Here is a 15,245-nt window from a genome sequence, read left to right as displayed (position 1 = left end):
TTAGAGGTTTTTCCGGGAAGGAGAGGAGTAAGCAAGGGGTAACGATGAACTACCCGAAGAAATGGTTTTAGATTGGGAGGCCTTTGATGGATCTTTTTTCCAGAGAAGCGGAGTCGGTAGATGTAGGGCAACGCCTTAAGCATTTACGAGAAGAACGGCAAATTTCGATGCGTGAGCTGGCAAGGCGATCGGGGCTGTCGGCAAACGCGTTGAGTATGATCGAGCGCGGTTTGACCTCTCCCTCAGTATCTACGCTAACCAAACTGGCTGCTGCGCTGCAGGTACCAATCACTGCTTTCTTCCGCCCGGAAAGTTCAAAGGAGAACGTGGTTTTTCGCAAAGCGAGCGAACGAACCCGCATTCCATTCCTGCGGGGGTTGATTGAAGGATTGGGGGGCGAATTCTTTTCGGGAAGGGTCGAGGCTTTCCTGTTAACCCTGGAGAACGGGGGCAGCAGTGGGCCGAGCGGGATGCTTCATGCAGGGAGTGAAATTGTTTACTGTTTACGCGGCGTACTTGAATATGAGGTGGAAAATAAGCGCTATATTCTAGAGCCCGGAGACAGCCTGATTTTTTCCGCTTATATGAATCATCGCTGGCGCAATGCCGGTAAGACGGTGGTCAATGCGATTATTGTGATCAGTTGCTTCAATGAAAATGAAAGCCCGGTGGAGTATCACCTGGCTACCCTGTTGCAGAATACAGAGGAAGATAAAGGTGACGGGCACGAAGTGGAGGATGCTAATATTCCGGAAGAAGTGTAAATTTATAAATTGAGCCAGCGAGCGGCTATGGCTGGGAGATCATTGACCGAGCCGATTTTTCGGGTGCAGGGGGGAAGGGACTCGAGAAATGCGCGCCCGTAGCGTTTGGTGAGAATGCGCCGGTCAAGGATGGCCACAATCCCGCGGTCAGATTGGGTGCGGATGAGCCGGCCAAATCCCTGCCTGAAGCGCAGAATGGCTTCGGGGAGCTGGTATTCATTAAAAGGGTCATCAAAGGTTTCTGAACGGGCCGCAATGATCGGGTCTGAGGGTACGTCAAAGGGTAATTTTACAATCACCAGCACCGAGAGCGCCTCACCGGGGATATCCACCCCTTCCCAAAAGGAGCGTGTGCCCAGCAAGACGGCTTTATCGGCTTCGCGAAAGTTTTCAAGGAGCGTATTAGGTGATGCACCTTCTCCCTGTTCATAGACAATAATCCCAGATTCAATCAATGGGGCGGAGATGTTCTGAGAGGTACGGCGCAATTGAGTGTATGAGGTGAAAAGAGCCAGCATTCGCCCGCCGGTAGCTCTGGCTAACCTCACCAGTGCCTGTTCGATGGCGCGCTGGTGGCCGTTGGTATCCCCCGGTTCGGGAATATCATTCACCAGATAGAGGAGCGCGGCGCTCTCGTAATCGAATGGAGAGCCCAGCTGAAGCTCTTCTGCTTCATCGGCGGCCAGGCGGCTGCGGAGGTAATCGAAGCCCTCGTGGGTGGTCAGTGTGGCTGAGGTCAGGATGACGCTGGTTTTCTCATGCCAGATGTACTCTTCCATCAATGGGCCGATGTGGAGAGGAGCAATTTGCAGAGAGAGTTGATTGCTGTTGGGAGAAATTTCTGCCCAGTAAATGGAACTTTGCTGGGGTTGAGCCACGAAAGCATGGAGGTTTGCATCGGCTTCCATGAGGCGCCGATAGACGTTCGCAAGCGATTCGAGGGTATCCTCGAATTCATCGCTGGCCGTATCACGGAGTTCTCCGCAGGTTTTATACAATTCAGCCAGGAGATTGGAAAGAAGCCCGGTGACTTCATGGGCGGCATCCCAGGTAATTTCGATGTTGGTCCAGGGTGGAAGGGTGCGGGAAGATTCGAGGATACGTTCCTGCTGGCCGTATGCCCCAACCGGGCGTCCTTCGCGGATCTCCGCCAGGAATTCTTCCATAGCGCGGAAAAAAGCGCTGTAGGCGTGTTCGAGACGGAAGATGAGGTCAGTCGCGCGTTCGAAAGCCTGTTGCATGGCGGCAAAGTCGGAGGGACGCAAAAGCTGATTGAGAAGTAGTAAAAGGCGTCCGAGAATCCCGGTATTCGTGCCACCTAATTCACGGAGGAGCCGGGCCAGATCGGCCTGGGTGACGCGAAAACTGAGGGCGCTGGTTGTGGCGGCCTCCAGATGATGAGCTTCATCGACAATAAGATAATCGTAATCCGGGAGGACACGACTGCCAGTGGCCACATCCGAAAGAAGAAGCGCATGATTGACGACGAGAAGATGGGCGCTCTGAGCGGCCTGACGTGCTCGATAAAACGGGCATGCTCCACCGGTGCGCTCCATACACACTTCTGCCTTGCACCCTTCATCCTCGGCAGAGATGCGGCTCCAAACATCTCGCTCGATTGGTCCGTTGAGATTAATCTCATTTCGATCACCTGAATCGGAGAATTGCAGCCAGGTGAGCACTTTGGCGAGGACACGCATCTCATCGACGCTCGTTGGGCCGCGCTGGCGCAGGTTTTCCAGACGTCTCGGACAAAGGTAGTTATTGCGACCTTTTAAAACAGCTGCCCGCAGGTCAATCCCCAGAGCTTCACGCAGGTCTGGAATATCTTTTTTGATTAATTGATCTTGCAGGTTAATAGTGTTGGTGGAAATGACCACCCGCGTATTGTTCTGGAGAGCAAAGAGAGCCGCCGGTACAAGGTAAGCAAAGGATTTTCCCGTACCTGTTCCGGCTTCTACCATGAGATGTTGGCCTTTCGAAAGCGCCTGTGCCACGGCGCGGAGCATTTCAACCTGTTGCTGGCGATATTCGTAACCAGAGAAATAACGGGAGAATGGCCCACCATACTCAAGCAGAGCGGCCACTTCATCAACGTCGAGGGGAATGGGGGTTTCAACCGATTCTACCGGGGGTAAGGGAGGTTCAGGCCGAAAGAGGAACAAACCCTGATCCTGGGCTTTTCGGGCAGGAATGGGCTTTCGGGCCAGCGAGCGCAGCACCTCGCGGAAGGTGTATGCGGCTCCCCAGTCAAATGGTTCGCTCTGCCGGACAAATTCAGCAATCAGTTCTATGGGTAATTGGTGAGCCAGATCCAACAGGCGTAAGTAGACTGCATGGGTCACGCGCGCATCGTCGAGAGCGCGGTGCGTTGCCGGCAGTAAAATTCCCAGAGTCTGCCCAAGCGCACCCAGGTTATACCGGCTGGCGTTGGGCATAAGCACCGATGCCAGCTCGTAAGTATCCACTACCTGATTGAATCGTAAAAGATTCTGGCGGTTAAGAAAGGCAAGATCAAACGAGACATTGTGACCCAACACGGGAGCGTCGCCAACAAACTGAGCCAGGTCTGCAATAACTTCTCGAATGGAAGGGGCATGACGCACCATGTCGTTTGTAATGCCAGTTAATTGAGAAATAAACGATGGGATTGGGCGCCCCGGGTGAATAAGGGTGGACCATTCGTCTTCGATGCGTGGGCCATTGAAGCGTACTGCGCCAATCTCAATGATGGCATCGTTGTTTGGATCAAGACCGGTAGTTTCGATATCAATGGCGACCAAAGAGGGCATGAAAGGGATTATACCAGTTTACCGGTCAAAATTTCTATAAAAGGCGATGGAGGCTATAGCCTCCATCGCCTTTTATGTCGGTTCAGGGGAAAACTATGGAAGGTTATTTATCTCCAAGCCTTCTGACGTTTCCAGAGCCAGAGATGGACTGGTCGATCTGAGGATTCCCATAATAGCGTACTGCCCCACTCCCACTGATGCGCACATCCAGTGTGTCTTTGGCCCAGACAGTAACCTCGCCGGAACCGTTGATTCGTACCGTAACGTTCCTGGATTCCAGATCCGGGCAGGCAAATTTACCGGAGCCGTTGATTTCTACTGAAACGTTGTCAGCTTTTCCGCTGATGACAAATTGCCCGGAGCCACTGGTTGTGGCAGAGAGGCTGTCAGCCTGTAGATCGTCGATTTCAAACTTACCCGAGCCTGAAGTGTTCAAATCCAGCCGGCTTGTGTTCAGACGATCTATGGTTACTTTGCCAGATCCGGCAATTTGAATTTCATTGAGGTCTTTCACGGTGAGATGATAGATAAGGCGGGTATTGAAGAGCAGGCTCAGACGTGGTTTGAGCTTTAGCTCGAGCTGACCGTTGTTGACCTCGGTGATAATATAAGGGAGAAGGTTGTCATCGGTTTCTACCGAGAGGGCCTCTTTATCTCCCTGAGTAACGATGAGTTCACCTGTGCCGCTGAGTAATACTTTATTGAAGCCCGAGACTTCACGGGTTTCAGTGACCACGTTACCAGAACCGCGAATGCGTTCGTTGCCCAGATTGATGGAAAATCCACAGGCGGTGGTGGTAACAAATGCTAAAATAATGATGACAAAAAGCAGACGGAATTTCATGATGGTTCCTTTCCTGAAGAAATCTGAAATTGATCCTTTTCACTTTCATTTACGCAGGATTTGTGAATTAGTTTCGTAAAGTTTCATCCCCGGTTGTGCTTTTTTACCCGATCTGTAGATAATAGAACCAGGAGGTTGTATGAACGAAGAATCCGCCACTGCATCGGATATTTTTGAGGGGATTGAGATGGGGGTGGGTACCTGGGCATGGGGAGACCGACTGACGTGGGGATATGGTCGGGGTTACTCTCTGGCCGATTTACGAGAGGCATTTGAGGCTTCCATCGCGGCTGGACTGCGGTTTTTTGATACCGCGGAAGTTTACGGGCAGGGGCAATCTGAACAGATCCTGGGGCAATTTCTCAAAACGACTGAGGTACCTGTAAAGGTAGCGACCAAGTTCATGCCTTTTCCCTGGAGATTGGGACGAAGAACATTGATCAACGCTCTCAAGGGCTCCCTAAAGCGACTGGGGGTTTCACAGGTGGACTTATATCAGATCCATATGCCGCTTCCGCCAGTCAATATTGAAACGTGGATGGATGCCATGGCTGAAGCGGTTCAGGCTGGCTTGACGCGGGCAGTTGGAGTCTCGAATTACGATGCGGATCAGATGCGCCGGGCTTATGAACGTTTACAGCGGGCAGGCATTCATCTGGCGTCGAACCAGGTTGAATACAGCCTTCTGAACCGAACCGTGGAGAAGAATGGCTTGCTGGCATTGTGCAATGAACTGGGAGTCAAGCTGATTGCTTACAGCCCGCTTTTAATGGGAGTATTAAGCGGAAAGTACTCTCCCGAGTCTCCACCTCCGGGAATCCGGGGTGGTCGGTACGGAAGAAGGTTCCTGGAGCGGATTCAACCGCTTATGAAGTTGATTAAACAGATCGGTTCGGAGCATGGCGGAAAAACCCCCGCACAGGTTGCCTTAAATTGGGTGATCTGCAAAGGGGCTCTACCCATCCCGGGGGTAAAAACCATCAGCCAGGCTGAACAGAACGCGGGGGCGTTACACTGGCGTCTCACAGAAGAGGAAGTTAATCACCTGGACGAAATGAGTGACCGGCTCTTGGAAGAAGGGTAGGTGTGATTTATAATCGGGCCTTATGGATGATACCCAGATTCGCTATTTACCTTTTCATGCAATCAATGAGTTCATGCTGGATGATTACCGGCTAAAGGTGATCCAATCGGTGCTGCGGGATGTAGAGAAACTGCCTGGAGAAAGAAGGGGCAGGTTGAACGGTCTGATCCGCAGGCATATTAACATTCCGGGCTTCAGGAACAGTGCTATTGCCCCGTTGCCTCTGCGGGTGAAGGGGGCGGTTACGGCTTTTGAGCGCCATCCAGAGTTTACCGCCCAGGTCTTGCAGGGGTGGTCTGAACTTCATCCTGATTTGCGCGCCCGGGTTTTTGAGATGCTCAAAGCCCGAAACTGGGAACAACTTCTTCCCCCAGAAGCCGATCGGAGTAAACTGCCTGGGTTTATGACGCAGTGGCCCAAGACCGAGACGTATGAAGTGCTCGACCAAACTTACGCCGAGATGTTCCCTGATTCACCCGCTGAAAGTGATGATATTCGTTTGATGTGTGTTTGGATTGCGAATCGGCTTCCATATGAGCTCTTCGAAGACGAAGAAGAGGGAGCAGAAGAAGCCTGATTCTCTTTTCTGCGTGGATGTGGCGGCAGGAGGTTCTTCTGCCGCCATTTTTTTATAAAGGTCAATCGATAAATTCGGTTTCGACTTCTGCCTCTGAAGAGAGGGTTTCGCCGGTTGGCTCGATTTGAATCTCTCCAAAGAGTTGATCCTGATTCGCTACCACAATGCGCCGTTTAACCAATTCCAGCATGGCCAGGAAGGTGACGATCCATTCCACGCGGTCGGTCTTCTTTTCGAGCAGGGAGCGGAATGTGGTTTGCCCGAAGCGGCGGAGCGTTTCAAGGATTCCGTGAATTTTCTCCCGGATGGTAATGCGAGGTCGCGAAACCACCTGATTTAACGAGGGTAAATCCGGGCGTCCAAGAAGTATGGCACGTGCCGCATCGCGTAGATGCTGGACGGTGATGCCTGTAAGGTCAAGGCGGGCTTCGAATTTAAAAGCCGGTTGGGCCACCCGGAGATAAGTGCGTAATCCTCTGGCTTCGCGGTCGGCAAGAACCTCCGCCAGCTCTTTGAAACGGCGATAAATGATCAATTGCCGGGCGAGGGCTTCGCCGGGGTCTTCGTCATCTTTTGACGAGGCTTCAGCCGGTGGCCGTGGAAGCAAAGCGGCAGATTTAATCTGCAAGAGGCGGGATGCGATCACCAGAAATGCAGAAACCTCAGCCGGATCGCGGTCAGAAATGTGTTGGAGGTATGCCAGGTATTGGTCCGTGACCTGGGCGAGTGCCAGGGCGGTGATATCCAGCTCGGCGTGTTCGATTAATTCAAGAAGCAGGTCCAGCGGGCCTTCATAAACAGGCGTGCTGATCCGATAATGCTCGGTTTGATGTCCGGCTACCTGGAAACTCACAGGGCGAATTATAGCAGAAGCGTCAGAAACCTGAGGGAAGGGTTTATAATTTAACTTTGTTCTCATCTGATTATTAGAAAGGAGTGCCTTGAACTCAAAGAAACTTACCCATCTTGATGATTCCGGGCAGGCCAGAATGGTCGATGTTGGGAATAAACCCGATACGGAACGTATGGCAGTGGCTCGCGGCGAGGTACATCTTCAGGCCAGCACTCTGGAGCTTATTCGGGAGGGGTTGCTGAAGAAAGGGGATGTGCTTGGGGTGGCTCAGATCGCCGGAATCCTTGGTGCCAAGAAAACTGCTGAATTGATTCCTCTCTGTCATCCCATTGTCATGAATCACATTGCAGTGAAGGTGGAATTGGCGGACGATCTGCCAGGCGTAAGGATTACCGCCACTGCCCGCGCTACCGGAAAGACCGGCGTGGAAATGGAGGCTTTAACTGCTGTCAGTGTGGCTGCATTAACTGTATACGATATGGTGAAAGCGGTGGAAAAAAATGCCCGGATCGAAAATATCCATCTTGTGGAAAAACATGGGGGGCTGAGTGGGGATGTGCACAATGAATGATCTGATTAAGGTTACAGTGCTTTTTTTTGCCTCTCTGAAGGAACGGGTTGGAATGACCAGCACGACCCTGGAAATTCCACAAGGGGCGCGGGTGGCAGATCTGAAGGCTATACTTCTGGAAAGGTTTCCTGCCCTGGCGGGCGCGTCAGGGAGTATAATCATTTCCGTTAACCGCGAATTTGCGTTTGACAGCGACCCGGTGGCTGATGGGGCAGAAGTTGGGCTGTTCCCACCGGTGAGTGGAGGGGAGGGGGGGCCGACCATTTTACGGGTCACCCAAGCACCTCTCGATCTGAATGAAGTTGTGGCGCAAATTACTTTACCAACCACGGGGGCAGCCTGTGTATTCAGTGGAATGGTTCGAGGAAAGACCACTCGTGGAGCGGCGCATGAGACCATTCAACTGGAATATGAAGCCTATATTCCCATGGCTGAAGCTAAAATGGCTCAGGTAGCCAGAGAAATCCGCGAACGCTGGCCAGCGGTGGAGGGCATTGCCATCATTCAACGGATTGGCAGTCTTGAGGTAGGCACACCGACAGTGGTCATCGCTTGCAGTGCCAGTCATCGAGACACAGGTGTCTTTGAGGCGGCAAGATACGGGATTGACCGATTAAAAGAAATTGTGCCGGTTTGGAAGAAGGAAATTGGTCCACATGGAGAAATCTGGGTGGATGGCCATTACCATCCCAGAAGGGGCGATTAACCCCATGGTGAAGCAGGTGTTATTCGGGAACTAATGGGACGCAAGCTGCCGGGGCCATCGGAGAGATGGAAAATATGGAGACGAATCGGGCGGCTCGCGTCCCCTGGGTTCCAGGGAGAGACAAATGGAGCAGATCACCAATCATGTAGAGTCTCCGCAAGAATTTGCGAAACGAATTGGTTTGCATTTCAATGACTGGATGTTGCTCAGCCGGGCTTTAACCCATCGTTCCTACCTGAACGAGCATGCTGAAGCGCTGGAAGATAATGAACGCCTGGAGTTCTTGGGTGACGCAATTCTGGATTTTATTGTAGGAGCCTGGCTCTACAACCGCTTCCCGGAAATGCCCGAGGGCGATCTGACGCGAATGCGTTCGGCACTGGTGTATACCGAGCAACTGGCTGAATTTGCCCGTCAGATTGGCCTGGGGGCTGCCATGCGGCTGGGAAAAGGGGAGAGCCAGGCGGGAGGGCGTGACCGCCCCGCCCTGTTGTGTGATACTTTCGAAGCGCTGATTGGAGCGATTTATCTCGACCAGGGCATCGAGGCGGTGCGAGAGTTTATTGCGCCCATGCTTGAAGAAGCTTCTGACCGGATTCTGGCCACGCATAGCATTGAAGACCCCAAAAGCCTCCTGCAGGAATGGGCACAATCGCAGGGGTTTCAGGCACCGCATTACATCACACGTAATGCTTTTGGCCCCGATCACTCGAAAGTGTTTGAAGTGGAAGTCATTATCAATGGAGAGTTGTATGGGCGAGGCACCGGTCACAGCAAGCAGGCGGCTGCAAAAGCAGCGGCAAAGGACGCTCTGGAGCGTCTTGGAATGCTCTAATCCGACGGGCTATTATTTCTTTTCCTGTTTTTTTACCACATGCGGGGTATGGCTTCTTTATGCCTTTATTAAAATCGCTTGAACTTCATGGTTACAAAACCTTTGCGAGCCGTACTATTTTTGAATTCCCCGGACAGGTGACGGCCATCGTGGGGCCAAATGGATCGGGGAAGTCAAACATTGCCGATGCGGTGCGTTGGGTGCTGGGGGAACAATCCTACAGTCTTTTACGCGGGCGTAAAACCGAGGATATGATTTTCTCTGGATCGGAACTGCGCCCGCGGGCGGGGATGGCCTCGGCCTCGATCGTATTTGATAATGAGAGTGGTTGGTTACCGATTGATTACTCTGAGGTCTGCATTACCCGACGCGCTTATCGTGATGGCACCAATGAATACTTATTGAATGGACAGCGGGTGCGTTTGAAAGAGATCACTGAGTTGCTGGCGCAATCTGGACTGGCGGAACGTACTTATACGATCATCGGGCAGGGCCTGGTTGATGCGGCCCTTTCCTTAAAACCGGAGGAGCGGCGGCGTTTCTTTGAAGAGGCCGCCGGAATAGGCCTGTATCGCGCAAGGCGCGAGGAAGCCCTTAACCGATTGGATGCCACGCGCAGAAACCTGGAACGGGTGCAGGATATTCTCAGTGAACTGGAACCGCGCCTGCAAAGCCTGGAACGTCAGGCAAAGCGGGCCATGGAATATGAGCAAATCCGCAACGACTTACGGATTCTTTTACGAGAGTGGTACGGGTATCACTGGCAGCGCAGTCAGGCAGAACTGATCCATGCCCGAGAAGCTCTGCGAGTTCAGGAAGAGCGTCTGGAACAGGCGCGTCAGAGGCAAACAGAGGCTGAGAATGCCGTTAACAAAGTGGATGAACAACAACAGGAATTGCGAGAAAGGCTCAACACGTGGCACCGCCAATCGGCTGAACTCCATACCCAAAGGGAAAAAATTAGCCGTGCCCTGGCGGTGATGGAGGAACGCCAACGCTCGCTGGTGGAGCAGCGCCGAAGAATGCAGAGTGACCTGGCCCGTTTGGAAGAAGAACAGGTTGCCCGTCAGGCAAGGCATGGAGAGCTGGAGGAAGAGGTAGAACGCCTTCGAGCGGAACTCGCCGAGTCGGCGGAACAACTGGAAAGGGCACGGCAGGCACTGGCCAAACGGCAGGCTGAACGTAGTGAACTGGAAGGCAAACTGCGTGAAGCCAGGCGGGCACTGGTGAGTGCTGAGACACATCAGGTGCAATGGAAGGCCCGGTCCGATGAGCTGGCGAATCGACTGGAGACATTAACGGCCAGCCTGCGCGGCTTGGAACAAACGATGGCGCATGAAGGAGAGGATCGTAAGCGTTTGCAGGCCAGGTTGGAACAATGGGAGTTGAATCGAAAGAGTGCCGAGGAGGAACTGCATAGGGCAGAAGGCGGACTCAATACTCACCGGGATGCATTGCGAAAGCTGGAAGAACAAAGGCGTGCAATGCTTGAAGAACGCGGGAAGCTGGAAGCCGAACGTGAACGATATAAAGCCCAGCTTGAGGTTCTTGAGCAGGCTGAGCGTTCGCTCAGCGGCCTTGCCAGCGGGACGCGTTTTCTACTGCAAGAGGCCCAACAGGGGCGACTCAAGGGAAAGTTTCAGGCGCTCATTGGTGGCCTGGTTGTTCCTGCTGAGTTCGAGCATGCTATTGCCGCGGCGCTTGGAGAAGCTCTGGACTGCCTGTTGCTGGATGCATCGGACCATCTGGATGAGGTACTTGAGGTTCTGGAACGAGCCGAAAAGGGACGCGCTGTGATTGTGCCTGTCGCGGAGGCGCGTGTGCGTGAGGAGATCAGGCAAGTCGGGGATGAAGGTTGCCTGGGAATTGCGGCTGATCTGGTACAGGTGGTTGACGCATGGAAACCCGCTATCAAAGTGTTGCTCGGACACGTTCTGGTGGCCAGAGATCGGCAGAGCGCCCGGCGGATCCTTGAACAATTGCCCGATTGGGCGCGCGTTGTAACCCTGAAGGGCGAAGTTTTTTCAGGGAATGGTATGGTAATTGCTGGCAAGGAGGGGAAACCCAACCATCTGATCAGCCGCTCCCGGCGGCTTCAGGAATTGCGGCAATCAGTTGAGGCTGTTTCTCTCCGCCTGGAAACTTTGAATGAACAATTACGCACGGTCGAGAATCAATTCGTTGAACTGCGTGCCCGGGAAAAAGAGCTGGAAAACATGGTAAAGCAGGCGCAGGGGGCTCTCTCGAAAGCCAGCCAGGGATACCAGCAGGCCGTCCTCGAAAATGAACAGGCTCGCCAGAAGCAGGAGTATCAGGTGCGGCAAGCAAATGCACTCAAAGGACAAATCGAACGAGCCGAAGGGGAAAGGCAACAGGTCGCGAAGGAGCTGGAGGCAGGTGCCCTTCGAGTGCAGGCATTAAGCGAAGAAGTACGTGAGTTGAACCGCTCGCTTAACGGTTTACCCCTGGAAGAGCTTCAATCTACCGTGAATCACTGGAACACCGCTCAAGCAGTGACTGCTCGCGCAGTGAGAGATGCCGAAAAGCGCCTGATGGAATTAACTGAAGGATTGACCGGCATTCAGAGTCAGATTGAAACTCTGAAACAGCGTCTGGAGGAGTCGAGAATCGGCCTGGAACAGGTGGATTCTGAACGTCGTCAGGCGCTTGCAGAGGAAGAGGTGTTGAATCAGCAAATCGAGGGGTTGCGGGAGCAAATTGAGCCAGCCGAACTACAGCTAAAAACCGTGCAGGAGGAGAGCGCCCGCCTCCGGGATCATTTAATTGCGGCTCAGCAGGCTGTGACTCTGGCTGAGCGATACACCACCCAGGCTCAACTGGAAGCGACCCGCTGCCGTGATTCTTTAGAAACCTTACGCCGGAAAATCGAGGAAGATTTCGGGCTTGTGGCTTTTGAATATTCAGGGGACGTTTCTGGGCCAACCCCACTGCCACTGGAGGGTATGGTTGAGCAACTTCCAGCTATTACCGAGGTACCTGCCGATCTGGAAGAGAATATTTCACGTCAACGGGCTTTGCTCAGGCGGATGGGGCCCATTAACCCCGAAGTCCAACACGAATATCGTTCGGTGAAAGAGCGATATGAATTTCTCACTGGCCAGGTGGCCGACCTCCAGAAAGCCGATGCAGATCTCCGGCAGGTGATCACTGAGTTAGATGAATTAATGAGGCGAGATTTTCATAAAACTTTTGATGCGGTTGCGGCGGAGTTTCGACAGATGTTCACCCGGCTTTTTGGAGGTGGATCGGCCCGGTTAATTTTGAATGACGCGGAGAGTACGGCTGAAATGGGAATTGATATCGAAGCTCGCCTGCCTGGCCGTCGTGATCAGGGGCTGTCACTCCTTTCTGGAGGAGAGCGAAGCCTTACGGCGGTGGCTTTGATCTTTTCTTTACTTAAGGTGTCACCCACGCCTTTCTGCGTGATGGATGAAGTGGACGCCATGTTAGACGAAGCCAATGTTGGCAGGTTCCGCGACCTTTTGCGTGAACTTTCTGAAAAGACCCAGTTTATCATCGTTTCGCATAACCGGAATACTGTTCAGGCAGCTGATGTGATTTACGGGGTGACTATGGGGCGGGATTCGGCCAGCCAGGTAATCAGCCTGCGTCTGGATGAATTGAGCGACGAGATGGTTCAATGAATTTGAAGGACCACCGAAAAGAGGCCGGTCAAAAGCCGGCCTCTTTTCGATGAAATTGAATTGGTGGGTTAATTATTGCCCTGCATAGGGGGTTACGGCAGGATCTGTTGGTACTACTGTCTGCCAGATATCGAACGTCTTTACTTGATCACTGGCTTTTGCCTGGGTCAGCCATTCGTTCCATCGAGACTGTTTGGCGTTGTTGAGTTCATTGTCGGTCAGGGGTAGTACCTGCTTGCCGAGGAGCTGGATAATGTGGTAGCCAAACTGCGATTTGACTGGCTGGCTGATTTGCCCAATATTGAGGGCAAATGCGGCGTTTTCAAATTCAGATACCATGACACCCTTGGTGAACCAGCCCAAATCGCCTCCGCGATCTTTACTTCCGGTGTCTTTGGATACTTCTGATGCCAGTTTGGCGAAATCCTCTCCCTTGTTTAATCGATCAATCACCTGTTTAGCTTCTTCTTCGGTGTCAACGAGGATATGCCGGGCCCAGATTTTTTCTCCCTCGGTTGGAACATCGGCGGTAATGGCATCGTAAACTTTCTTCCGAAGCAGACTGTAATAGATATATTTTCGGAGATGGGCTTCGTCATATCCGAGGGCCTTTATCGTGCTGAGGAACGTTCCCAGCTCGGTTTTGTACCCCTCCAGTGTAAACTCGGTGGGGGTGGGAAGCGGGGTGGGAGAAGCTTCGGGCGTGGGGGTTGGACCGCCCGGTGTGGGAGTCACTGCGGTGGGGGTAAGGGTGGGAGTAGAGGTTGCCGGTTCAGCAGTAGGGGTTGGTGTGTCAGTAGGGGTAGGAGGCAACCAGGCTTCCTGAGTGGGGTTGAGGGTTGCAGTCACGAAGGGAGTGCTGGTGGGCGCAGGGGTGGGCGTGCCATTGGCGTAAAACCCGAAAGCCTCCTGCAATCCTTTTTCAACCTCTTCATCACTTACGGTGATTCCACGGGCTTTGGCTTCTTGAGCGACCAGGAGGTCTTCAATCATCTGGTCGAGTACCCGCTTTCCGATATTGGTCGGGTCGGCCAGCTGGGTCTCAATTTGTTGAATCTGTTGTCCGTAAAATTGGGCGAGGAAAGGATTGCTAGTGATCTGCTCATATTGACGGACGAGAAGGAACCGTGCAAAACGGGTTTCTGTCTGAAATTCACGCACGGTAATTTTTTCGTTACCTACCTGCGCGACGACGCGCTGATATTGAAATACCTTCTGGTCCAGAATGCCGTAGGCAATCAGGGCAAAGACAAGGACAAAAATAGCCGTTACCCCGGCTACGAGGTAACGGGTTTGCTGACGCTCTTTTTCAATGCGTGCAAGATGTTTTTTAGTGGTAACGCTAGGAGAAGGATTTTTTGCCATGGACGACCTCTCGGAAAAAAAAGAAAGGGGCAAGGGCCGGCGTGTGCCCATGCCCCTCTGGATGGCGCGAAAAATCAGTCGAGATCGCCGCCCACAAAAGGCAGGAAAGCCAGATGGCGGGCACGTTTGATGGCGACTGCCAGTGCACGTTGATGTTTGGCGCAGGTGCCGGTCTGACGACGCGGACGGATTTTTCCTTCCTCGGTGATAAACCGGCGGAGCATATCCACCTGTTTATAGTCGATGAGGATATTTTTGTCTACGCAAAACTGGCAAATTTTGGGTCTGGAGACGTAGCGCCGTAGCGTTGGTTGCTCGTTCTCCATCATGGTATCGTCACTCATAGGTCTTACTCCAACTAGAAGGGATATTCGTCATCGAATTCATTCTCTGTGTCGGGAACTTCTCCAGCCTGGGTTGAGGAATTATCCCGGCGATCACCGAGAACCATCATCTCGCTGGCGACAATCTCCACCGAGGTGTGCCTGACTCCTTCACTGTCTTCCCAGCGGCGAGTCTGTAAGCGCCCCTCAACATATACCTGCTGACCTTTGGTGAGGTATTGCTTGCAGATCTCAGCCAGGTTGCCCCAGGCGACGACGTTAAACCATTCGGTTTCAATATGCCGCTCTCCGTCGGTTGAATTCCAGCTTCGTGAGGTGGCGACGGTAAAAGTTGTCACTGGTTTTCCGGAAGGGGTATAGCGCATTTCAGGATCACGCCCCAGATGACCAATGATCATGACCTTATTCAATCCGCGGCTCATATCATTCCCTCGTTTCGATCCGACGACACAGATGAATAGAAATGGCTGACTACTTTGCAATGATCATGTAGCGCAGCACGGGCTCGGTCAGCCGCAGATTGCGGTCGAGCTCATTGCTGAAGGCAGGGGGCATGCTGGTTTCAAAATAGACGTACTGGCCATCTCGCTGTTTGCGGATGGGATAGGCCATGCGGCGTTTTCCCCAGACGTCGGCTTTTTCCACCGATCCACCAGCTTCAGTAATCCACCCTTTAACCTTATCGATGAGCGCGGTAAGAGCCGTCTCATCCAGGTCGGGATGGACAATGAAGACAACCTCGTAGTTACGCATAACTGGATCCTCCTTTCCCTGGGTTTGCCCCTGTTTTCGCCGTTGGCGTTACAGGAGTGGAAAGTAACAACGTGGTTTACAGGGGGCTATTA

General features: G+C 52.9%; 14 protein-coding genes. 7 read left to right on the top strand and 7 right to left on the bottom strand.

Annotated features, from left to right (window positions below; translation table 11 throughout):
• Positions 1-86: 86 nt before the first annotated feature.
• On the top strand, positions 87-764 hold the full coding sequence (locus ATHL_RS09400) for a helix-turn-helix domain-containing protein (RefSeq protein ID WP_062192660.1): 678 nt from the start codon (positions 87-89) through the stop codon (positions 762-764).
• A 2-nt stretch (positions 765-766) separates the two neighbouring features.
• Here the strand turns inward: ATHL_RS09400 and ATHL_RS09395 are convergent, their stop codons facing one another.
• On the bottom strand, positions 767-3,556 hold the full coding sequence (locus ATHL_RS09395; protein ID WP_062192658.1) for a helicase C-terminal domain-containing protein: 2,790 nt from the start codon (positions 3,554-3,556) through the stop codon (positions 767-769).
• Positions 3,557-3,659: 103 nt separating this feature from the next.
• On the bottom strand, positions 3,660-4,400 hold the full coding sequence (locus ATHL_RS09390) for a head GIN domain-containing protein (protein ID WP_062192655.1): 741 nt from the start codon (positions 4,398-4,400) through the stop codon (positions 3,660-3,662).
• A 139-nt stretch (positions 4,401-4,539) separates the two neighbouring features.
• Between ATHL_RS09390 and ATHL_RS09385 the strand changes: the two genes are divergently transcribed.
• Together ATHL_RS09385 and ATHL_RS09380 are read left to right on the top strand one after the other, a co-directional pair.
• Positions 4,540-5,484, top strand: a complete 945-nt coding sequence (locus tag ATHL_RS09385) for an aldo/keto reductase (protein WP_084001316.1) — start codon at positions 4,540-4,542, stop codon at positions 5,482-5,484.
• Positions 5,485-5,506: 22 nt separating this feature from the next.
• On the top strand, positions 5,507-6,061 hold the full coding sequence (locus ATHL_RS09380) for a hypothetical protein (RefSeq protein WP_062192652.1): 555 nt from the start codon (positions 5,507-5,509) through the stop codon (positions 6,059-6,061).
• A 61-nt stretch (positions 6,062-6,122) separates the two neighbouring features.
• Here the strand turns inward: ATHL_RS09380 and ATHL_RS09375 are convergent, their stop codons facing one another.
• Complete coding sequence (locus tag ATHL_RS09375; protein WP_162787658.1) at positions 6,123-6,914, bottom strand: segregation and condensation protein A; 792 nt, start codon at positions 6,912-6,914, stop codon at positions 6,123-6,125.
• An 88-nt stretch (positions 6,915-7,002) separates the two neighbouring features.
• On the opposite strand from ATHL_RS09375, the gene moaC reads away from it, so the two are divergent.
• The 4 genes from moaC (at position 7,003) to smc (ending at position 12,691) form a co-directional block, all read left to right on the top strand.
• On the top strand, positions 7,003-7,485 hold the full coding sequence (gene moaC / locus ATHL_RS09370) for a cyclic pyranopterin monophosphate synthase MoaC (RefSeq protein ID WP_062192647.1): 483 nt from the start codon (positions 7,003-7,005) through the stop codon (positions 7,483-7,485).
• Positions 7,478-8,191, top strand: coding sequence for a molybdopterin converting factor subunit 1 (gene moaD, locus ATHL_RS09365; protein WP_062192644.1), 714 nt, complete (start codon positions 7,478-7,480; stop codon positions 8,189-8,191). Before moaC ends, moaD begins: the two co-directional genes overlap by 8 nt.
• Positions 8,192-8,315: 124 nt before the next feature.
• On the top strand, positions 8,316-9,026 hold the full coding sequence (gene rnc, locus ATHL_RS09360; RefSeq protein ID WP_084001314.1) for a ribonuclease III: 711 nt from the start codon (positions 8,316-8,318) through the stop codon (positions 9,024-9,026).
• 59 nt (positions 9,027-9,085) lie between these two features.
• The gene (gene smc / locus ATHL_RS09355; RefSeq protein WP_062192642.1) at positions 9,086-12,691 is read left to right on the top strand and encodes a chromosome segregation protein SMC; all 3,606 of its coding nucleotides are present in this window, start codon (positions 9,086-9,088) and stop codon (positions 12,689-12,691) included.
• 72 nt (positions 12,692-12,763) lie between these two features.
• Here smc and ATHL_RS09350 read toward each other — a convergent pair whose 3' ends face one another.
• The 4 genes from ATHL_RS09350 to rpsF form a co-directional block, all read right to left on the bottom strand.
• Positions 12,764-14,056, bottom strand: a complete 1,293-nt coding sequence (locus ATHL_RS09350; protein ID WP_062192639.1) for a peptidylprolyl isomerase — start codon at positions 14,054-14,056, stop codon at positions 12,764-12,766.
• Positions 14,057-14,130: 74 nt separating this feature from the next.
• Positions 14,131-14,400 (bottom strand): 30S ribosomal protein S18, encoded by a 270-nt coding sequence (rpsR, locus tag ATHL_RS09345; protein ID WP_114679488.1) that lies wholly within the window; start codon positions 14,398-14,400, stop codon positions 14,131-14,133.
• A gap of 14 nt (positions 14,401-14,414) precedes the next feature.
• Entirely contained in the window at positions 14,415-14,822 is a 408-nt protein-coding gene (locus tag ATHL_RS09340) for a single-stranded DNA-binding protein (protein ID WP_062192637.1), read from the bottom strand.
• Positions 14,823-14,871: 49 nt separating this feature from the next.
• On the bottom strand, positions 14,872-15,153 hold the full coding sequence (gene rpsF / locus ATHL_RS09335; RefSeq protein ID WP_062192634.1) for a 30S ribosomal protein S6: 282 nt from the start codon (positions 15,151-15,153) through the stop codon (positions 14,872-14,874).
• Positions 15,154-15,245: the final 92 nt, after the last annotated feature.

Source organism: Anaerolinea thermolimosa (assembly GCF_001050195.2).
In the GTDB taxonomy this organism is placed as follows: domain Bacteria; phylum Chloroflexota; class Anaerolineae; order Anaerolineales; family Anaerolineaceae; genus Anaerolinea; species Anaerolinea thermolimosa.
Note: the sequence above shows the minus strand (reverse complement) of the source record. Positions and strands in the feature narration are given on the sequence as shown.